At 66.0% G+C, this 19536-nt stretch carries 17 protein-coding genes and 1 tRNA gene; 7 read left to right on the top strand and 11 right to left on the bottom strand.

The genetic code is table 11. The features are described 5' to 3' along the window. Nucleotides 1-266 precede the first annotated feature (266 nt). Entirely contained in the window at nucleotides 267-1619 is a 1353-nt protein-coding gene (gene dnaA / locus AC1DRD_RS03255; protein ID WP_478040265.1) for a chromosomal replication initiator protein DnaA, read from the top strand. Nucleotides 1620-1791: 172 nt separating this feature from the next. On the opposite strand, the gene AC1DRD_RS03260 is transcribed toward dnaA, so the two are convergent. From AC1DRD_RS03260 to ubiA, 3 genes are all read right to left on the bottom strand, one after another. Beyond that, nucleotides 1792-2574 (bottom strand): 3'(2'),5'-bisphosphate nucleotidase CysQ, encoded by a 783-nt coding sequence (locus AC1DRD_RS03260; RefSeq protein WP_478040266.1) that lies wholly within the window; start codon nucleotides 2572-2574, stop codon nucleotides 1792-1794. Continuing rightward, nucleotides 2567-3913 (bottom strand): TldD/PmbA family protein, encoded by a 1347-nt coding sequence (locus AC1DRD_RS03265; protein WP_478040268.1) that lies wholly within the window; start codon nucleotides 3911-3913, stop codon nucleotides 2567-2569. The genes AC1DRD_RS03260 and AC1DRD_RS03265 overlap by 8 nt, the downstream gene beginning before the upstream one ends. Before the next feature lie 78 nt (nucleotides 3914-3991). After that, a complete protein-coding gene (ubiA, locus tag AC1DRD_RS03270; protein WP_478040270.1) occupies nucleotides 3992-4915 on the bottom strand; it encodes a 4-hydroxybenzoate octaprenyltransferase in 924 nt (307 codons plus the stop codon). 114 nt (nucleotides 4916-5029) lie between these two features. On the opposite strand from ubiA, the gene AC1DRD_RS03275 reads away from it, so the two are divergent. The 5 genes from AC1DRD_RS03275 to AC1DRD_RS03295 all read left to right on the top strand — a co-directional run bounded on the left by AC1DRD_RS03275 (nucleotide 5030) and on the right by AC1DRD_RS03295 (nucleotide 8165). After that, on the top strand, nucleotides 5030-5467 hold the full coding sequence (locus AC1DRD_RS03275; RefSeq protein ID WP_478028036.1) for a DUF2147 domain-containing protein: 438 nt from the start codon (nucleotides 5030-5032) through the stop codon (nucleotides 5465-5467). A 26-nt stretch (nucleotides 5468-5493) separates the two neighbouring features. After that, a complete protein-coding gene (locus AC1DRD_RS03280) occupies nucleotides 5494-5646 on the top strand; it encodes a hypothetical protein (protein ID WP_478028038.1) in 153 nt (50 codons plus the stop codon). Nucleotides 5647-5721: 75 nt separating this feature from the next. After that, a complete protein-coding gene (locus AC1DRD_RS03285; protein ID WP_478040271.1) occupies nucleotides 5722-6471 on the top strand; it encodes a 16S rRNA (uracil(1498)-N(3))-methyltransferase in 750 nt (249 codons plus the stop codon). 57 nt (nucleotides 6472-6528) lie between these two features. Then, nucleotides 6529-7902 carry a glutamate--cysteine ligase gene (locus AC1DRD_RS03290; protein ID WP_478040273.1) on the top strand — a complete coding sequence of 458 codons (1374 nt, stop codon included), beginning with the start codon at nucleotides 6529-6531 and terminating at the stop codon, nucleotides 7900-7902. Continuing rightward, nucleotides 7902-8165 (top strand): hypothetical protein, encoded by a 264-nt coding sequence (locus tag AC1DRD_RS03295; RefSeq protein ID WP_478028043.1) that lies wholly within the window; start codon nucleotides 7902-7904, stop codon nucleotides 8163-8165. The genes AC1DRD_RS03290 and AC1DRD_RS03295 overlap by 1 nt, the downstream gene beginning before the upstream one ends. Here the strand turns inward: AC1DRD_RS03295 and AC1DRD_RS03300 are convergent. Both AC1DRD_RS03300 and AC1DRD_RS03305 read right to left on the bottom strand, forming a co-directional pair. Next, nucleotides 8146-9462 (bottom strand): methyltransferase family protein, encoded by a 1317-nt coding sequence (locus tag AC1DRD_RS03300; RefSeq protein ID WP_478028045.1) that lies wholly within the window; start codon nucleotides 9460-9462, stop codon nucleotides 8146-8148. The genes AC1DRD_RS03295 and AC1DRD_RS03300 overlap by 20 nt on opposite strands. 163 nt (nucleotides 9463-9625) lie before the next feature. Then, the gene (locus AC1DRD_RS03305; RefSeq protein ID WP_478040275.1) at nucleotides 9626-11152 is read right to left on the bottom strand and encodes a hypothetical protein; all 1527 of its coding nucleotides are present in this window, start codon (nucleotides 11150-11152) and stop codon (nucleotides 9626-9628) included. Nucleotides 11153-11364: 212 nt separating this feature from the next. On the opposite strand from AC1DRD_RS03305, the gene AC1DRD_RS03310 reads away from it, so the two are divergent. Then, nucleotides 11365-11438: transfer RNA gene (locus tag AC1DRD_RS03310), tRNA-Gly, on the top strand. A gap of 59 nt (nucleotides 11439-11497) precedes the next feature. Here the strand turns inward: AC1DRD_RS03310 and AC1DRD_RS03315 are convergent. From AC1DRD_RS03315 to AC1DRD_RS03340, 6 genes are all read right to left on the bottom strand, one after another. Continuing rightward, on the bottom strand, nucleotides 11498-13156 hold the full coding sequence (locus AC1DRD_RS03315) for a thiamine pyrophosphate-binding protein (RefSeq protein WP_478040277.1): 1659 nt from the start codon (nucleotides 13154-13156) through the stop codon (nucleotides 11498-11500). Further along, nucleotides 13153-14586 (bottom strand): NAD-dependent succinate-semialdehyde dehydrogenase, encoded by a 1434-nt coding sequence (locus AC1DRD_RS03320; protein WP_478040279.1) that lies wholly within the window; start codon nucleotides 14584-14586, stop codon nucleotides 13153-13155. The genes AC1DRD_RS03315 and AC1DRD_RS03320 overlap by 4 nt, the downstream gene beginning before the upstream one ends. 88 nt (nucleotides 14587-14674) lie before the next feature. Further along, a complete protein-coding gene (locus tag AC1DRD_RS03325; protein ID WP_478040281.1) occupies nucleotides 14675-15682 on the bottom strand; it encodes an AI-2E family transporter in 1008 nt (335 codons plus the stop codon). A 47-nt stretch (nucleotides 15683-15729) separates the two neighbouring features. Continuing rightward, the gene (gene speD, locus AC1DRD_RS03330; RefSeq protein ID WP_478040283.1) at nucleotides 15730-16092 is read right to left on the bottom strand and encodes an adenosylmethionine decarboxylase; all 363 of its coding nucleotides are present in this window, start codon (nucleotides 16090-16092) and stop codon (nucleotides 15730-15732) included. A 281-nt stretch (nucleotides 16093-16373) separates the two neighbouring features. After that, entirely contained in the window at nucleotides 16374-17990 is a 1617-nt protein-coding gene (locus AC1DRD_RS03335; protein ID WP_478040285.1) for an FAD-dependent oxidoreductase, read from the bottom strand. A 1-nt stretch (nucleotide 17991) separates the two neighbouring features. Beyond that, entirely contained in the window at nucleotides 17992-19524 is a 1533-nt protein-coding gene (locus AC1DRD_RS03340; protein ID WP_478040287.1) for a polyamine aminopropyltransferase, read from the bottom strand. Between the last annotated feature and the right edge of the window lie 12 nt (nucleotides 19525-19536).

The raw sequence follows: 19536 nt of genomic DNA on the forward strand, positions 1-19536 counted from the left end.
GGATTTCTGCGGGTCAGAGCGAGTCAACTTTTTTATTTTAATATTTCTGTCATCGACGGGGTTGATCGATGGGCTTCGAGCTTCATAATCAGCCCTCGCAGCGCCCATCAGGTGCTCGCCGAATCATAGCAGTACTCGCGTTCAGGCGGATGGCAATTCCGGCTGGGGGGAGGCGTCTGCCTAAAGAATCGGGCCCGTCGCGGGGGCGTGGGCAGGCTTGGAAGGGGTTGTTGCGGGTGGCGGTTTCGTTAGCAAAGGACGGTGTTGTGCCCGGGGAAGTTCTCAATGCCTGGGCGAGAATCCGCAAGAATCTGAGGGAGTCGGCTGGCGCGCGGTTGTTCGAGCAATGGCTCAAGCCAATCGAGCTCGACGATAGCGACGACGAGACCACCGTGCGCCTGACGCTGCCGTCGGCGTTCACCGCCAATTGGGTCCGCAACCATTATCAGGACCGGCTGGTCCAGGAGTTCCGCGCCGCGATCCCGGCGATTCGCACCGTGTCGATCGAAGTACGCCAGGCGTCCGCGCCGGCAGTGTTGCGCATCGCCACCGACCAGCCGGCCGAATCGCCCGCCGCGCCCGTCGAAGCCGCCGAGCGTCCCACGCTCGATCCGCGCCTGACGTTCGACCGCTTCGTGGTCGACCCGTCGAACCGCGTCGCCTTCAACGCTGCCAGGGCATTGGCCGAACCGGGCGTGCCGCGGTTCAGCCCGTTATTCCTCCATTCGGGCACCGGGCTCGGCAAGACCCATCTGATGCACGCGATCGGCCATGCCTATCTGGCGGCGGTTCCCGAGGCGCGCGTGTTCCTGATGTCGGCCGAGCGGTTCATGTTCGAATTCGTCGCGGCGATCCGCGCCAATGATACGCATGCCTTCAAGACCCGGCTGCGCGGCGCCGATCTGCTGATGATCGACGATCTGCACTTCATCTCCGGCAAGAAGCCGACCCAGGACGAATTCTTCCACACGATCAACGAGCTGACCGCGGCGGGCAAGCGCCTGGTCATCACCGCCGACCGCCATCCGCAGGGACTCGACGATGTCGAGGCGCGGATCGTCTCGCGGCTGGCGATGGGCTTGGTTGCCGACATCAAGATGCCCGACGCGATTCTGCGCCGCGCATTGCTCGATCATCGCCTCGGCGAGCTGCCCGAGGTCAAGGTACCTGAGGACGTGCTCGAACTGCTCGCGCACAAGGTCACCGGCAGCCTGCGCGAAGTCGAAGGCGCGCTCAACCGGCTGGTCGCTTATGCCCAGTTGACCGGCGAGGAAATCAACCTGGAGTTCGCCCAGGCGACGCTCGGCGACGTGCTGCGCGGCGGCACCAAGCGGATCACGATCGACGAGATCCAGCGCGCAGTGTCGGCGCATTACGACCTCAAGCCGGTCGACCTCGTCTCAGCGCGGCGCGCCGTGGTCGTCGCCCGCCCGCGCCAGATCGCCATGTACCTCGCCAAGCGCCTGACCACGCGCTCGCTGCCCGAGATCGGGCGCAAGTTTGGCGGGCGCGACCATTCGACCGTGATCCATGCGGTGCGCCGCATCGAGGAACTGCGCGGCAGCGATCACGAGATCGACGGCGCGGTGCGCAGCCTGATCCGCCAGCTTGAGGGCTGAAGTCTAACTGCGATTCGATGCAGCCGTAATTAGTTGCGCCTCCCCGGCGAAGGCCGGGGTCCAGTCGCCATGAACCAGCAGCGACGGGACGCCGTCTCAACGACGCCGAAGCTGGGCCCCGGCCTTCGCCGGGGAGGCGTTTTTTGATGGCGTTGGATGAATTTCTAAAGCTTCAGCGCGGCTTGCCCAACCCCGCCACCGCGCGCTCGTGCAGCCGCGCGATCGCCGCGAGGTGAATGCCCGGCGCGGTCGCGAGCACGCCGAATGCCTCGGCGCGCGGGGTGTTGAAGCGCAGCTTGCGCCCGACTGCATCGCTGACCGCACAGCCCGCTTCGCGCGCGATCAGCACGGCGGCGGCGATGTCCCATTCATTGCCCCAGCGGATCGTCGCGAGCAGATCGGCCTGACCCGACGCAACCATCGCGATTCGCAGCGCAATCGAATTGGGTTTGGTGACCGCGACCAGATCGGCGTCGACGTCGGGCAGCGTGTCGGTTGGCGTGCGCGCGCCGATGAAGACCGCGCGTCCGCTATGCGTGATCGGTTCGCCGTTGAGCGTCGCGCCCTTGCCCGTTTCGGCACGCCAGACCTCGGCCAGGGCAGGGGCATCGAGCACCGCCGCCACCGGCTGCTCGCCGTCGACCAGCGCGATCGATACCGCCCACCCCTCGCGCCCGCGGATATAGTCGCGGGTGCCGTCGATCGGATCGACCACCCAGCAGCGGCGATGGTTGAGCCGCACCGCGTCGTCGACCGTCTCCTCCGACAGCCAGCCGGCATCGGGGGCGAGCGCGGTCAACCGCTCGCGGAGCAGATTGTTGACGTCGATATCGACCTGGCAGACCGGGTTGCCCGGCGCCTTTTCCCAGCGCGCGAAATCGGTCCGCCAGCGCGCCAGCGCATAGGCGCTCGCCTCTGCTGCGACCTCCGCGATGTCGTCGATCAGCTCAGCCACCCGCGACCGTCATTCCATCGATCCGGAGCGTGGGGACATTGGTCGCGTAGCGGAATTCGAGATCGTCGGCAGCAGTCAGCTGGAGGAACATGTCCTTCAGATTGCCGGCAATGGTGAATTCGTCGACCGGTGTGGTGAGCACCCCATCCTCGATCAGGAAACCCGCCGCGCCGCGGCTGTAATCGCCGGTGACGCCGTTGACGCCCTGGCCGATCAACTCGGTGACATAGACGCCGCGCTTCACTCCGGCGATCATATCGTCGCGGCTGGTCTTGCCCGCGGCGAGATAGGTGTTGGTGGTGCTGACGCCAGGCGCCCCGGCGCCGCCGCGCGCGGCATGACCGGTGGGCTCGAGCCCGAGCTGTCGTGCCGAGGCAGACTCGAGCAGCCAGGTGGTGAGGACGCCGTCGCGGATCAGGCTGGTCGCCGATACCGCGAGTCCCTCGCCATCGAACGGTCGCGAGCGCAGGCCATGCGGGCGGAGCGGATCGTCGACAATTTCGATCCCGCTCGCGAAGATTTGCTCGCCCAATTTGCCGAGCAGGAAGCTGGTGCCGCGCGCGATCGCCGCGCCGGAAATGGCGCCGGTCAGATGCCCGATCAGCGACGCGCCGACCCGCGGATCGAACAGTACCGGCATCGGGCCGCTCGTGACCTTGCCGGGGTTGAGCCGGGCGACCGCGCGTTCGCCCGCCTCACGGCCGATCGCCTCTGGCGAGGGGAGGTGCGCGCGGTGGCGCGCCGTGCGGTGTCCGTAATCGCGCTGCATCGCGCCACCGCTGCCCGCCAGCACGCTGGCCGAGACCGAGTGGCTGGTCGTGGCATAGGCGCCGGAGAAACCGTGGCTGGTGGCGAGCGCCCAGGCGACGCGCGCGGCCGAAGCCCCGCCGCCTTCGCTGTTGGTGACGCCGGGCACCGCGCGTGCCGCATCCTCGGCGGCGAGCGCGGTTTGCTTGAGCGTGGCGGGGGCGGGGTCGTCCGCATCCTGCAGGTCGAGATCGGGGATCGGCCCGGTCATCAGCCGATCCTCGGGCGCGAGACCGGCCCATTTGTCCTCGGGCGCCTCCCGCGCCATCGCCACCGCGCGCTCGACCAGCGCGTCCATCGCGGCCGACGACAGATCGGAGGTCGAGACCGAGGCTGAACGCTGGCCGACGAATACGCGCAGACCCAATTGCTCCTCTTCGGAACGGCCGACATCTTCGAGCTCGCCCAGCCGCACCGACACCTCGACACTGGCCGAGGCGCCGAGCATTGCGTCAGCGGCATCGGCGCCGGCTTTGCGCGCGCGTGTAACGATATCGAGAGCGCGGTCGCGCGCGGCGTCGGGAGTCAACATGACCGGCACTTAGGAAGCGCAGGCGCGCCGGTCAAAGGGCGTCGGCAAAACTGACCGAGATCGGGTGGCGGTAGTCGCTCAAAAACTCGTTTGTCCGACGACGAAGCAGGCGAGGAACACCAGCAGTCCGGCGAATCGGTTCGAGCGGAAGCGGCGGAGCGCGTTGGCGCCATCGGCGGGCTTGAGCGTCGCGACCTGCCAGGCGAAATGCAGCGCGGCCGGGGCGAGCGCGACGAGCACCAGCGGGTCGGGCCGCAATTCCCACAAGGCCAGCGCCCAGCAGGCGACCGCGAGGGCATAGAAAGTCCCGACGCCCGATCTGACCCGGCTACCCAGCGCGCGCGCCGAGGAGCGGACGCCTACAAGCGTATCGTCCTCGATATCCTGGAGCGCGTAGATCGTGTCATAGCCGATCACCCAGAAGATCGACCCCAGATAGAGCAAGGGTCCCGGCATCATCAGCGACCCGGCGATCTCGCTCCACCCGACCAACGCCGCCCAGGAAAAGACGATGCCCAGCCACGCCTGCGGCCACCAGGTGATCCGCTTCATGAACGGATAGGCCGCGACGGGCGCCAGGCTGACCAGCGCCACGATCGCGGCATAACGGTGCAGCTGGAGCAGCACGACCAGCCCGATCAGGCACAGGAACACCAGCCAGATCCACGCCGCCTTCAGCGACACCGCGCCCGAGGCGAGCGGGCGGCTCCGCGTGCGTTCGACCTGGCAATCGAGGTCGCGGTCGACAATATCGTTATAGACGCAGCCGGCGCCGCGCATGGCGATGGCGCCGAGCGCGATCCACAGAATCAGATCCCAGCGGTCGATCGCGCCATGCGCCAGCGCGATCGCCCAGGCGCCGGGCCAGAACAGCAATTGCCAGCCGATCGGCCGATCGAATCGCGCCAGCAAGGCGAATGCGCGCGGATAAGGTGGCAATCGCCCGACCAACCCGCGATATTGGGTGTCTGGGACGATCTCGGACTCGGGTTCGACAGTCATCACCTATTCACTAGCCGCGTGCGAATTGCCGCACCAGCGCCACGCCTTGCCCCAAGACGGACAATTTCTATTTCTAGGCGGAAGGGGTGGGGGAGTGTGTTTTTGGAGTTTGCGATGTCGACGATCATGCCCCGACTTCTGGCCTGCGCCGCGCTGACGCTGACCGTCGTTGCGGCGTCTGCCCAGGCTGGTCCCGAACCCGATCCGGCGCGTGCCGGCGCGGCCTGGGTGGGCACCTGGACTAATATGAACAACACGATGCACGTCCGCGCCGGCCGCTGCGGCGATGCGATGTGCGGCACCGTGATCTGGGCGGACGACAAGACCAAGGCGGACATCGCCTCGCGCGGCCGGACCTTGATCGGAACGCAAGTGTTCCGCGAATTTCGTCAGACCGGTCCCAATGAATGGAAGGGCAAGGTCTATGTGCCGGCGCTCGACCAGACGATTTCGGGGCGAATCGAACTGACCGATTCCGACAGCATCACCGCCAGCGGTTGTACCTTATTCGGTTTCGGCTGCCAGGTCCGGCACTGGAAACGGATACGCTAGGCGGGTTGGCGTGTTAGGGCCAGTTCATGGTCCATCTCTCCGTCGCCATTGCCCGGTTCGCAGAGACGCTGTTCTGGGGCATCGCCCAGGCGGCGGGGCTGGCGCTAGTCGGCGGCGCGTTCGGGATCGCGGCGCTGGTGGTCGGCTGGCGGATGATGCGGCGCAAGCCGAAGCCGTGACCGACGTTCCCCTCCCGCAAGCGGGAGGGGAGGTGACGCTGGCCCGACCGAGACGAACTCGCTAAGTCGCCAGCCATGGCAGCAACTCCCGCCTGGCCGCCGCGATCGACGCCGCGTCTGTTCATCGACGTCCCGCTGGCCGAAGGCGCCGATGTCCGCGTCGAGGGCGGGCAGGCGCATTATCTGCTGTCGGTGCTGCGGCTGAAGGCGGGCGATCCGGTAAAGTTGTTCGATGACGCTACCGGCGAATGGCTCGGCATCGCCAGCGCGATCGGCAAGCGCGACCTGATTCTGACCGTCTCGGCGCATCTGCGCGGCCGCGAGCCGGTCCCGGACCTGTGGCTGTGCGCGGCGCCGATCAAGAAAGGCCGGATCGACTGGGTCGCGGAAAAAGCCTGCGAGCTGGGCGTCGCGCGGCTGATGCCGGTGCTGACTCGCCGCACGATAATCGACCGACTCAACCTCGACCGCCTGCGCAGCCACATGATCGAGGCGGCGGAGCAATGCGACCGCACCGCGTTGCCGGAACTGTCCGAGGCGGTGAAGCTGGACGCCTTGCTCCGCGACTGGCCCGAGGATCGCGCGCTCTTCTTCGCCGACGAGATGGGCGGCGCGCCCGCCGCCGAGGCGATGGCGGCGCATCGCGGGCCGGCGGCGATCCTGATCGGACCCGAAGGCGGGTTCGACGACGCCGAACGCGAGGCGATCCGTGCGTTGCCCCAAGCGGTAGGAATCGGCCTCGGTCCGCGTATTCTTCGTGCCGAGACTGCGGCGGCAGCAGCGGTGACAATCTGGATGTCAGCGGCGGGCGATTGGCGGGGTTAACCGGGGCCTTTCGAACGACGGCTAGCGCAACCGTTTCGTCGTCGCTACATGCGCGCCATGACGACGAAGACCGTTACGGACACGAACGCAGCGGTCATCGAAGACCGTCAGCAGCTGATCGATTTTTTCGCCGGTGGGGAAAAGCCCGCCGAGCGTTGGCGGATCGGCACCGAGCATGAGAAATTTGTCTATCGCACCGTCGATCATCGCGCGCCGTCGTGGGACGAGCCCGGCGGCATCCGCGACCTACTCAATGGCCTGACCGAGTTCGGCTGGCGGCCGGTCGAGGAGAATGGCAAGATCATCGCGCTGACCGGCGCCGATGGATCGGTCAGCCTCGAGCCCGCCGGGCAATTCGAGCTGTCGGGCGCGCCGCTCGAAAATCTGCACGAGACTTGCGCCGAAACCGGCCGTCACTTGCAACAGGTCAAGACGATCGGCGACCGGCTCGGGCTCGGCTTCCTCGGCATGGGGATGTGGCCCGACAAGGCGCGGCAGGATCTGCCGATCATGCCCAAGGGCCGCTATGCGATCATGCTGCGCCACATGCCGCGGGTCGGCAGCCTGGGGCTCGACATGATGCTCCGGACCTGCACGATCCAGGTCAATCTGGACTATGCGTCCGAAGCCGACATGGTGAAGAAGTTCCGTGTCGGACTCGCGCTGCAGCCGCTGGCGACCGCTCTGTTCGCCAATTCGCCGTTCACCGAGAGCAAGCCGAACGGCATGCTGTCGTTCCGCAGCCATATCTGGTCGGACACCGATCCCGCGCGCACCGGCATGCTGCCGTTCGTGTTCGAGGACGGGTTCGGCTACGAGCGCTATGCCGATTACGCGCTCGATGTGCCGATGTACTTCGTCTATCGCGACGGCCAGTATCTCGACGCCGCGGGGCTAAGCTTCCGCGACTTCCTCGACGGCAAGCTCGACATCCTGCCGGGTGAGAAGCCGACGATCGAGGATTGGTCGGATCACCTCTCGACCGCTTTCCCCGAAGTGCGGCTCAAGACGTTCCTCGAAATGCGCGGCGCCGATGGCGGGCCTTGGGGGCGGATCTGCGCCTTGCCGGCATTCTGGGTCGGACTGCTCTACGATCAGGGCGCGCTCGACGCGGCATGGGATCTGGTGCGGCACTGGACCATGGCTGAGCGCGAGGAATTGCGGAATTCGGTGCCCGCGCTGGCGCTCGACGCGCCGTTGCCGGGTGGCGGCAAGCTTCGTGACATCGCTGGGGAAGTGCTCGACATCGCGCATGCCGGATTGACCGCGCGCGCGCGGACCGATGCCGGCGGGACCAACGAGACCGGGTTCCTCGATCCGCTGCGCGAAGTGGTGCGGTCGGGCAAGGTGCCCGCACAGGTCCTGCTCGACCGCTATAACGGTGAGTGGAACGGCGACATTTCGAAAATCTATGACGAGATGAGCTTCTGATGGCCGGACCGCGGTCGGTCGCCGCGGTCATCTGTCTTGTCGCGGTGATCACCGGGCTGGTGGTTGCGACCCTGGAAAACGGGCGGATGGCGATCACCGTCCGGGCGACCGAGCAACGCTCGCGATCGCTCTGGCGTCCGGCGATCCTGGTCTGGCGCGATTATGCCCGGCTTTGTCCGGACGGTCCCCATCTGCACCGTGCGCTGGCCGCGAGTGCGGTGGCGATGGCCGGCGCGATCGGGTTCATGCTGTGTCTGGCGTGACCGCTGCCGACTTGCCGCTGATCCATCGGAAAAAGCGCGGCACCAGGCCGTTGCGCTCCATCCACTGATAATATTCCTCGTACGCCGGATCGGCTCGCAGATGGCGCTCCTCGGTCCGCGCGCGCCAATAATAGATCCCGGCGACGATGGCCATGATCGCGGTCGATCGCACCGCGTCGAGCCAGCTGCCGGTGGTCAGCAGCGGTACGGTGGCGATCAGCCAGAACAGGTTCTTGGAGAGGTAGGCGGGGTGCCGCGAAAAGGCATAGGGCCCGTTGGTCAGGATGCCGCGATGCGTGAGGTTGGAGAAACGGATGCCGAACGTGACCGTAGCCCAGGCGTAGATCGCGGTCAGCAGCACCAGCAAGGTGCCGATGCCGACCAGCAGCACCGGATAATCCGCGAACCAGGTCGACCAGCCGGCCTCGCCATAGGTGCCGGGATGGTAATCGAGCGGGCCGTTATCGCCCATCAGGACGAAGGGAGGGTAGCAGATCAGCGCCGCCATCCAGCCTGCCGCATAGGGATTAGCGGTGCGGATGTGCGAATCGAGCGGGCGCAAGGCGAGCAGATAGCCCGCGGTGGCGAACGCCACGTCGACCAGGAACATGAAAGTGATCAGCCAATTGGCCAGCGCCACGGGACTGGCGAGCACCCGGCTGAAATCGCCGCGGACGAAATCGCCGAACCCCGGCGGGACGATTGCCAGCATGAAGGCGGTGAAGAACATCTTCACGCCCCAGCTCTTCAGGTGGTTCCAGATCGCTTCCTTGTCGATCGGTTCCTTGAGTCCCATCATCCAGGCGCCCAAGGCCCAGCAGCCGTCCTTGGGCTCGACCATGCGGCGGTCGAGCCACAATGTGTAGGGGATCGACAGCACGAACAGCGCCGGCGCCGCCCACATGAAGCACCACATCGAGAACTGGAAATTGCCTTCCCAATAGAAGCGTCCGACCGCGTAGAGGCAGGCGATCCCGGCCCAGGTCAGCCATAGCCCGGCGAGCTTGGTGATCGAGATGTCGAGCGTCTCGCGCCACGGTTTCGGATTGGCCCAGTCGATCCCGGTCGAGGGGTTACGGTGGACCTTGTCGACGAACACCGACCACAGCACCATCGGCAGTGCGGTCGCGGCGACGTTGATCAGGGCGGCATAGGGACCGTCCATCCCGAGCCAGCGCGCGATTGCTATCCAGGTGAATAGCCCAGCTAGCCCGGATATGCCGGTCCCGGTCGACACGGCGGACTTGGGGCGCGGATCGGCCTTGGCGGCCGTGCCCAATGCAGGGTCGTGATACATGCGCGCGGGGATACGCGCGGAATGGTAAGCAAGCCGTGAAGGATGTCGGACGCGAGCGCCGCTAAGGCGCACACATCATTTGTAAAGCAGGGCGCTTTCTCGGGCTTAGAGCATCGCGCGGAAGAGCGGGTACCGGTTTTCCGCAAAAAGCGATGCGACAGCTCTAAGTGACAGGTTTTGGCCAGGGTCCGTCCCAGCATTGCTCGGGATCGCGAGGCCGAACCATTGCCGGCTCGCTCGGCCTAATCCAGGCGGGTAGTCTCGAGAGAGACGCTACATAGTCGGTAGCGCCACCGGGTACGACGCCGAGATAGCTGCAAAGCGGGGCAGGCGACCCAGGAAAGAGGAGTGCGCGGCCAATCTCCGTGGCCGGCGTTGCCAGGCCAATCAGGAAAGCACCAAGCACGATCTGGCGGCCACGCCGCGCGGAAGGCTCCGCCGGCGTGCTGAACAGGTCGGCGATCAGCATCGAAAGGATCGCCAGCGCCGGTATGGAAACGCGCATCACGAAGTCGATCCCTCTGCCCACCTTCCCGAGCGGCGCGAACAACAGGATGAGCGCGACGATTACGAACGTCGTCCGGCCAAATCGATCGCTTCTCGTCGCGAGTTTGAGTCCGACCAGGAAGGGCACGATCTCGAGAAGTTCGATAAGGAGATATTGGAGAATCCTGGGCGCCTCGAAATGTCCGCCGACCGTATCGGCGGCGGACGTGAGGTACACTAGCGACGGCAGCGAGATCAGCACGCCGAGCACCGGTAGAACGAGTTGGCGGACACGCACTTCGTGCCGAACGACGACGGTGACCGCAGCGTGCGCGGCAAACGGCAACAGGCCCATAAAGGCTAGCGGCGACATCAATGCCGACAGAGGGACGACGCAGAACAGCAATGCCGCGGGTGCCTTGTCGTCGCGCCACAACAGATAACACAAGGCCCCGATCCAGCCCGCCAAAGCATGCTGCGGAACCCAGAATGCCTGGGTAATGTGGGACGAGAATTGGTAGACATTCCATTGCTCGATATGGCCGTGGGGCGGCTGGCCGGTGAGTAGCGCGCCGATAACGTCCATGCCGCTAAAGCCGAGGAAGACGCCCAGCGCGATCAGGCGCGCGCGCGTACCGGTGAATAGGGTCGAACCGAGCGCCAGCACGGCCGTCAGCAGCAAGCTGTTTTGCAGCAGCTCCGTCAGTTCGGCAGCCGCGAAGCCATAGGATTTGCCGATCCAGGCCGGGATCAAATACATGCCCAACGGCAGACGCAATATCTTCGGATCGGTGCCGTCATAGATAACCGGCCAGGGATAGTTGACGAGATCGCGCAGCACCGCGCCGCGCACCTGCCAATCCCTATTGGCGTAAAACAGTCGCCCTTCGCCGCCCAGGATATAGACGACCAGCGAAACGGCGAAGCAGATGCCCAAAAGCTTCCATGGCAATCTCGCGCTTCCCGCGTCCGTGTGCCGCGTCAGCGGCCAGAACGCGACGGGCAACAGGACCAACGCCGATACGACAGCTATCGGTGGTACAAGGCCGAGGAAATGCCAGAGCAGGACTTGGTCGACCAACAGGAACGAGACCAGCACACCTGCCAGCGTGGCAGGCCGGATTCCGCGCCCGATGGTCGCGAGATCATCGCGCGCATGAAGCGCCGCCCTGGTGGCAAAGGCCGAACGTCCTTCGTAATCCATACCGCTTAGTGCGAGGGTTTGGTGAATGATCGGTTAAGCTTGAACGCGGGTACTCGCCCAGCCCGATCAAAGCGCCTGACCCTTGCGCCTTGCCGATCGGCGCGCTAACCGGTGCGCCGCGCCGCCGATCGGACCTTCGTTGGATTTCCAGCGGGACGCCGGTTGGATCGTCAAGCGCCGGAAATCACTTTAGCGAGTGAATTCAACCGGATGCGGGTATAGCACAATGGTAGTGCAGCAGCCTTCCAAGCTGAATACACGGGTTCGATTCCCGTTACCCGCTCCAACTTTTCGCAGCGATGGCGCAGAAACTGGATCACGGATCAAGCGGAGGGTCGGCCGGCTTCAGCTCTTCTCCGCCGCTGCCCTAAGCCCATCCAGCGTCGCGGTCGGGGTGATCGCCTGGCTGTCGAGATGGCAATGCAGGATCGCCGGCTTGCCTGAAGCTAGCGCGCGCTCGAAGGCGGGCGCGAATTCCGCCGTGGTGGTGACCGTCTCGCCATGGCCGCCATAGGCACGCGCAAGTGCGGCGAAATCGGGATTGGTGAGGTTGGTCGCCGAGACGCGCCCGGGGAAGGTCTTTTCCTGGTGCATGCGGATCGTGCCGTAAATGCCGTTGTCGATCAGCACGACGATCAGCGGAATGCCATGATGCACCGCGGTGGCAAATTCCTGGCCGTTCATCAGGAAGTCGCCGTCGCCGGCGATGGTCAGCGCGATGCTGTCGGGCTTTTGCCGCTTGGCCATCACGCCCGCGGGCAGGCCGTATCCCATCGACCCGCTGGTCGGCGCGAGTTGGGTGCCGAAATCGCGGAAGCGGTAATAACGATGGATCCAGCTCGCGAAATTGCCCGCGCCGTTGCAGATCGTCGCGTCGGGCGGCAGCCGGTCGCGCAGCCACGCCATGACGTCGCCATATTGGAAATCGCCCGGCACCGGCGGCGGCGTGTCGGACCAGGCGAGGTAATCGGCGCGTGCCGCCTCACGGTTGGCGGACCAGGTCGGGCTCGCCTCGATACCGTCGAGCGCGGCGAAGAAGGCCGGCGGCGTGGCGTTGATCGCCAGCACCGGCTGGTAAACGCGGCCGAGTTCAAGCGGGTCGGGATGGATATGGACGAGCTGCTGCGCCGAGGCAGGGATCCCGAGCAATGTATAGGATTGCGAAGCGATTTCCGACATCCGTCCGCCGATCAGCAGGACCAGGTCGGCGGTCTTGATGCGCTCGATCAGCTTGGGATTGGGCGCGAGCCCGAGATCGCCGATGAAATGGTCGTCGGTCGCGGGGAAGAGCGGGGCGCGGCGGAATTGCGCGGCGACGGGCAAATCAAAGCGGTGTGCGAAGTCGATCATCGCGTCGCGCGCTTGCGGCGTCCAGCGCGAGCCGCCGACGATCGCGACGGGGTTTTTGGCTGTCGCGAGCAATTCGCCGAGCCGGTCGACATCGGCCGGCGCGGGCGCGGTTTCGACCGGATCGACGCGCGGGGCGTCGGCAACCTCGGCGACCTCATCGAGCATGTCTTCGGGCAACGCGATCACCACCGGACCCGGCCGTCCCTGCATCGAAACGCGGAAAGCGCGAGCGATGATTTCCGGAATGCGATCGGCGTCGTCGATCTCGACCACCCATTTCGCCAACGCGCCGAACGTGGCGCGATAATCGAGCTCCTGGAACGCCTCGCGATCCCGCATGCCGCGTTCGATCTGGCCGACGAACAGGATCATCGGAGTCGAATCCTGCATCGCGATGTGCAGGCCGGGCGACGCGTTGGTCGCGCCGGGGCCGCGCGTCACGAAGCAGATACCGGGGCGGCCGGTCAGCTTGCCATAAGCCTCGGCCATCATCGCCGCGCCACCCTCTGCGCGACAGGTGAGCAGGTCGATCCCACTCCCGATCAGCGCGTCGAGCACCGACAGATAGCTTTCGCCGGGTACGCAGGTGGCGCGATCGACGCCTTGCGCGATCAGCTGGTCGACGAGGATGCGCGCGGCGGTGCGTTTCGTCATGCGATGTGTACCGCCTTGGTGGTCAGATGCGCCATGATCCCCTCGGGACCATCCTCGGAGCCGAAGCCCGATTCCTTCATCCCGCCGAACGGCGCGTCGGGCCAGGTCATGCGAACCTGATTGGTCGCGACCATCCCCGCCTCCACCGTTTCGGCGAGCAGATTCTGGCGGCGACCGCTCTCGGTGAAGCAATAGGCTGCAAGGCCGAAGGGCAGGCGGTTGGCTTCGGCGATCGCGTCCTCGACCGTGCCGAACGGGCGGATCAAGGCAAGCGGCCCGAACGGCTCGTCGTTCATCGCCTTGGCTCCCAGCGGCACATCGGCGATCACCGTCGGCTGGAAGAAGAAGCCGCCGTCCTTTTCCTCGCGCTCGCCGCCGGCCAGCACACGCGCGCCGATCGAGCGCGCATCCTCGACCAGCGCTGAGATCGTGTCCGGGCGGCGCGGATTGGCGAGCGGACCCATCTGGTTGGCGGCGTCGAGGCCGCTGCCGATCTGCAGCTTCTTCGTGCGCTCGGCGAACCCCTGGACAAACTTCTCGTAGATGCCGTCCTGGACGTGGAAGCGGGTCGGCGCGACGCAAACCTGGCCGGCATTCCTGAACTTGTGCGTGACCAAGATATCGAGCGTCTTTTCGAGATCGCAATCGTCGAACACCAGCACCGGCGCGTGGCCGCCCAATTCCATCGTCATCCGCATGACGCTATCCGACGCCAGCTTCATCAGATGCTTACCGACCGGCACCGATCCGGTGAAACTCAGTTTGCGCGTGACCGGCGAAGCGAGCAGGTGGCGCGAGATCATGTCGGGCACGCCGAACACGATCTGCGCGACATTGCCGGGGAGCCCGGCATCCTGGAAGCAGCGCATGATCTCAACCGCCGAGCCTGGGGTTTCCTCGCTCGGCTTGAGGATGATCGAGCAGCCGGCCGCGACCGCGGGCGCGATTTTGCGGACGACGTTCAAGGCCGGGAAGTTCCAGGCGCAGAACGCCGCGACCGGACCGACCGGATGATGCAGCACCATCGAGCGCATGCCCGGCGTGCGCATCAGCACGCGGCCATAAACGCGCACCGCTTCGCCGGCGTGGAATTCGAGCATCGCAGCAGCGGCCATGACCTCGCCCTTGGCCTCGGCGACCGGCTTGCCTTCCTCCATCGTCGCGATGCGGGCGATCGCGTCGGCGCGTTCGCGGACCAAAGCGGCGGTCTTGTTAAGCACAGCGGCGCGTTGCTCGGGCGCAACCGCGCGCCACGCCTCGAACCCCTTCTGCGCCGCGGCAAGTGCGCGATCGAGGTCGGCGGTGGTGGCCAGCGGCAAGTCGGCCTGGCCCGCGCCGGTCGCCGGGTTGAGCACCGAATGCACGTCCCGGCCATCGCCGGTCAGCCACTCGCCGTCGATATAGAGGCCGAGCTTGGCGGAATAGGTCATAGGGACTCCTGAGGGCGGGGGATTTGCCGCCCATCTAAGGTTCCGATCCGTTCGGGGCAATCGTAACGCCGACGGTCAGCTATAGACGTCAGGCAACGGGGGTCGCATCGCCCTCGACGAGTTCGCGCCACAGCATCACCAATACCGCCATCGTCGCCGGCCCGACAAAAAGCCCGAGTAACCCCAGCGTCTCGACGCCGCCGAGGATACCGACCAACGCCCAGAAGAACGGCAGTTTGGTCGCGCTGCCGATCAAGACGGGGCGGACGAAATGGCCCGCGACGAATTCGGCGGCAAAGCCGATCACGACGACCGCGATCGCGGCACCGGGTGATCCTTGTCCGAGCAGCAGCAAGGCGGCGAGCCCGAACGCGACCGGCGCGCCAAACGGGATCATCGCGGCGATCGCGGTGACGGCGCCGAGCAGAATAGGATGCGGCACGCCGAGGAAGAAATAGACGACGGTCATGACCGCGCCGAAGCCAAGTCCGACCAGCACCAGCCCGTCGATCGTCCCGCGGACCGAGGCGAGAGCTTGTTGCCCGATCCGTTCGCCCTGCGGCCCGAGCAGCTTCGCGCTGGCGGTGCGGAACTGCACCGCCAAGGCATCACGGTCGCGGATCAGGAAAAAGAGCGCGATCAAGGTGAAGCCGAACACCACCGCGCGATGGACCAGCCCGAAGCCGAGCAACCGTGCTTGCGCGCCGAGCAGGCTGTGGCTCAGCACCTCGAAATGATGATGGGCCGCCGCCGGATCGGACAGATTGGTGCGCCACCAATCAGTCGCCTCGGCGCTGTACGGCAAATTGGCGAGCCAGCCGGGCGGCGGCACCCCGTATTGCTGCGCCTCCTTCACCCAGGTCGCGACATCGTGCGCCTCGCGTGCGGCCTGAGCGATGCCGATCGCGATCGGCGCCAGCACGATCAGGGCGAAACCCACGGTGAAAGCCGCGGCAACGAGATTGGGGCGCGGAAACTGGCGCTCGGCGCGCTGGACGAGCGGATCGACCGCGACGGCGATGACTACCGCCCAGATGAGAACGGGCAGGAATGCGTGGATGACCCACAGGCCGAGCAGCCCGAGCAGGAGGATCAAGACAAGGCGTGCCGTCGATTGGCGCTTCGGGGGTAATTGCGTGCCGGTCATTGGTCGGTGGCCTCCAGGCTGAAGCCGCGGGCGAAGCGGCGTTGCTCGACCCGCCCGGCGTCGAGCATCCCGGCCAGCGCCGCCAGCGCGGCGTCGAGATCGTGGCGCCGTCCGCACAGGAACATGTCGACCGCGGCGTAACCACGCTCCGGCCAGGAATGGATCGAGATGTGCGATTCGGCGAGCAACGCGACGCCGGTCACGCCCTGACCGGCGCCGAAGCCATGGACCTTGAGCTCGATCAGCGTCGCATCGGCGGCGGCGACGGCCGCGAGCAACGCCGCCTCGATCCGCGCTTCATCGTCGAGATGATCGCAGTCGAACAGGTCGGCAAGAAGGTGGGTCCCACTGAAGTCCACGCCGCTAGGGTCCGTACTCAATTATCGCGAGGTCGTGACGGAGCCGATTTTGGTGTCCGGCTAGGAGCAAGGAGGGAGCGATGCTGGTAGCATCGTGACCGACGCGCGACGACGTCCGGACGCCAAAATCGGCCCGCCGCTTCGCGGTTGCCCGGAGGAGCCCGCCGAGCATCGTCGCTTGCTTGCGCGTAGCTTCGGCTACGCGACTGCGCTGCGCTCCTTGTCGGCGGGCTCCTCTGGGCAATCACGATCCTCGCGATAATTGAGTACGGACCCTAATCCTACGCCAGCACCGAGCGATAGGAAATGGCGAGATGCGTCATCGCATCCTCCGCCGCGCGGATGCCGCGATATTGCGCTTCCTCGAACAGCGAGAGCCCGCTCAGGTCGGAATGCGCGAAGAACAACGGCGGGCGCGGCGCGGCGGCGGCCTCGCGGCGGCCGTCCCAGAAATAGCCCGGCACCGGGCGGATCATGGCATGGCCCCAGCGCCACACATCGATCCGCCGGATCGCGCCCTTGAGGTCGGGATTGGTGCGGAGCAGATCGTCGCGGACCATGTCCTGCCAATAGGTGAGTGGGCGTTCGAGCAAGTCGCGCCGCGCGTCGGCGGGTGCCATGTCGGACAGCGGCAGATACCAGCTCAGCACCGTCGCGCGCGGCACGCGGTCGAGCGATTGATGCGTGTCGACGACATAGCCGAGCGAGCGGCTGGTCCACGACACATTGTCCCAGGCGACCTCGAACCCCGGTCCGGCGGGCAGGCGGTCGACGGTGACCGCGGCGACCACCCAGGGCGCATAGTCGAACCCGCTGGCCGACGGCGCATCGGCGGTCAGGCGTGCGCTCACGAAGTGCGGAGTAGCGAGCACCACCGCATCGGCATCGACGCGGACGCCACGACCGCTCGCGACTTCGAGGGCATCGATTTGCGCGCCCTTGTCGGTGCGGGTGACGCGATGGATGATCCTGCCGCAATCGAGGTGATCCTTGAGCCGCGCCGCCATCCGCCCGACCAGATGGCCATTGCCCTCGGGCCAGGTCAGCATCGTGTCGGGATCGGCATTGGCGGCGAGCCCGCGGCGGCTGGCGAAATAATGGATCCCGGCCCAGGCCGAGACCTGGTCGGGCTCGGTGCCGTAATCGTCTCGGCAGGCATAGCGGACGTACACGCGCAGCACCGATGAGTGCCAGCCCTGCTGGTCGAGCCATTGGGCGAAGCTCAATTTGTCCAGCGCGAGCAGATCGGGATCGCGCGAACTCAGCTCCATCGGGATCGCGAAAGCGGGGCGTCCTTGGGCGTCGCGGCGCTCTTGATAGGCCTTCATCGCGGCGAAGAAGGCCTTGAGGTCATGGACGTCGGCCTCGCTCAGCCCCTTTTGCGGGACCAGTCCTTCCTGCCATTTGCCGAGATAGAGCAGGCGCTCCTCGGGGTCGGAGACGAGCTGATAGGGATCGTAGACCGGCTTGCCATCCTGCCAGCCGGTGATGATGCCGAGCTGTTCGAGCAAATGGATGACGCCCTTCGCCTCGGCATTGGGCAGCGGCAGATAGTGCGCGCCTAGCGGGTAAGCGGAGACAGTGTTGCGTCCGCTGCGCGCATTGCCGCCGGTACGATCCTCGAGTTCGAGCAGGCGAAAATCCTGCACGCCGGCGTCTGCCAGCGTCCATGCCGCCGCGAGCCCAGCGACGCCGCCGCCGACGATCGCGATCCTGGTCCGCACCGTCTCACTCGGCTCGGGGAATTTGCCGCTGCGTAAGCGATGCCCGCGGCGGAAATCGGCGCCGCTCAGCGTACCGGGGATCGTCTCGTCATGTGGGGCGAGCGCGATCGCACCCGCACCGAGCGCCGCGGCCCCGGCGATCGATCCTGCGATGACGGTGCGGCGTGTTGGCACCCTAGCCCTCGAACACCGACCATTCGGCGTCGAACTCGCGAACCAGCGCCTGGTTGTCGAGTCGATTCACCGGGGTCGGGCGTCGCGCCATGTCGGGCGGGAAGAAGAAAGCGAGCGTGTCGACCCGCGGCGTCAGGAACCGCAGCCCCGACGGCAAGGCGCCAAGTGCGCCAATCGGCCGGTTCGAGGCGAGGACGAAGCCCCATTCGCCGAAGCTTGGCACATAGACGTGATAGCCGCGCGTGGTCAGCCCGGCCGCCTCAAGCGTGGTCGCGACAGTCCAATAGGCCTTGGGCGCGACCAGCGGCGAGGTGCTCTGGACGCTGATCATCGCACCGGGATTGAGCGCTCGGGCGAGCTCGCGATAGAAACTGATCGTGTAGAGCTTGCCGATCGCGAAATTGGTCGGGTCGGGAAAGTCGACCAGCACCGCGTCGAACTTGCGCTGGTTGGCGCGCAGCCAGCTGAACGCATCGGCGGTGATGACATGGACCTTGGGCGACAGCAAAGACCCATGGTTGAGCGCGACGAGCATCGAGCTTTTGCGGAAGAGCGTTGTCATCGCCGGATCGAGATCGACCAGGGTGACCGACTGAACGCCGGGATATTTGAGGATCTCGCGCACCGCGAGCCCGTCGCCGCCGCCCAGCACGAGCACGTCGCGCGGGTTCGCCACCCGGCTCAGCACCGGATGCACCAGCGCCTCGTGATAGCGATATTCGTCGCGCGACGAGAATTGCAGATTGCCGTTGAGGAACAGCCGCAAGTCGTTGGCTCGCTTGGTGATGACGATGCGCTGGTAGGGTGTGGCGTCGGCATAGATGATCGGGTCGCCATAGGCCGCGACCTCGGCGGTGCGCTCGATCTTCTCCGACGCGACGAAGCCGGCGGCCAGCACGATCGCGACCAGGATCGCGACGAGCAATTCGATCGTCATCCGGCGCCGCTGCGGCAGCATCAGGATCACCGCGATCGCGACGCCGACATTGAACAGGCCGAACAGGAAACCGGTGCGGATCAGTCCGAGATGCGGGACGAGCAGCAGCGGGAACAGCAGCGAGGCGGCAAGCGCGCCGACATAATCGAAGGTCAGCACTTTCGAGACCAGGTCGCTGAACTCGAGCCGGTCCTTGAGGATGCGCATGAGGAGCGGGATTTCGAGCCCTACCAGGAAGCCGATCGCAAGCACCAGTCCATAGAGCGGCAAGCGGAAATCCTGGACGCGATCGAACAGCAGGAACAGCAATGCCGCCGAACAACCGCCGATCGCGGCGATCAGCACCTCGACCCGGACGAAGATCACGAGCTCGTTCTTGCGCACGTAACGCGAGCACCATGAGCCCATGCCCATGGCGAACAGATAGATGCCGATGATGATCGAGAACTGGGTGACGCTGTCGCCGAGCAGATAGCTCGCCAAGGTGCCGGCGAGCAGTTCGTAGATCAGCCCGCACGTCGCGACGACGAATGCCGACGCCAGCAGCAACGCGCCGGAGCGGGAAGGAATGGCGCGACCGCCCTGCTGCTCAGTCATGCAGCTCAGCCG

The sequence above is a fragment of the Sphingomonas sp. P4_G2 genome (assembly GCF_056401155.1).

What these genes read in the sequence shown, in the direction of transcription:
- AC1DRD_RS03265 (WP_478040268.1), bottom strand. Translation starts at nt 3,913, where the DNA reads ATGTTGACTCCCGACGCCGCGCGCGACCGCGCTCTCGATATCGTTACA.
- ubiA (WP_478040270.1), bottom strand. Translation starts at nt 4,915, where the DNA reads ATGACTGTCGAACCCGAGTCCGAGATCGTCCCAGACACCCAATATCGC.
- AC1DRD_RS03275 (WP_478028036.1), top strand. Translation starts at nt 5,030, where the DNA reads ATGTCGACGATCATGCCCCGACTTCTGGCCTGCGCCGCGCTGACGCTG.
- AC1DRD_RS03280 (WP_478028038.1), top strand. Translation starts at nt 5,494, where the DNA reads ATGGTCCATCTCTCCGTCGCCATTGCCCGGTTCGCAGAGACGCTGTTC.
- AC1DRD_RS03285 (WP_478040271.1), top strand. Translation starts at nt 5,722, where the DNA reads ATGGCAGCAACTCCCGCCTGGCCGCCGCGATCGACGCCGCGTCTGTTC.
- AC1DRD_RS03290 (WP_478040273.1), top strand. Translation starts at nt 6,529, where the DNA reads ATGACGACGAAGACCGTTACGGACACGAACGCAGCGGTCATCGAAGAC.
- AC1DRD_RS03295 (WP_478028043.1), top strand. Translation starts at nt 7,902, where the DNA reads ATGGCCGGACCGCGGTCGGTCGCCGCGGTCATCTGTCTTGTCGCGGTG.
- AC1DRD_RS03300 (WP_478028045.1), bottom strand. Translation starts at nt 9,462, where the DNA reads ATGTATCACGACCCTGCATTGGGCACGGCCGCCAAGGCCGATCCGCGC.
- AC1DRD_RS03305 (WP_478040275.1), bottom strand. Translation starts at nt 11,152, where the DNA reads ATGGATTACGAAGGACGTTCGGCCTTTGCCACCAGGGCGGCGCTTCAT.
- AC1DRD_RS03315 (WP_478040277.1), bottom strand. Translation starts at nt 13,156, where the DNA reads ATGACGAAACGCACCGCCGCGCGCATCCTCGTCGACCAGCTGATCGCG.
- AC1DRD_RS03320 (WP_478040279.1), bottom strand. Translation starts at nt 14,586, where the DNA reads ATGACCTATTCCGCCAAGCTCGGCCTCTATATCGACGGCGAGTGGCTG.
- AC1DRD_RS03340 (WP_478040287.1), bottom strand. Translation starts at nt 19,524, where the DNA reads ATGACTGAGCAGCAGGGCGGTCGCGCCATTCCTTCCCGCTCCGGCGCG.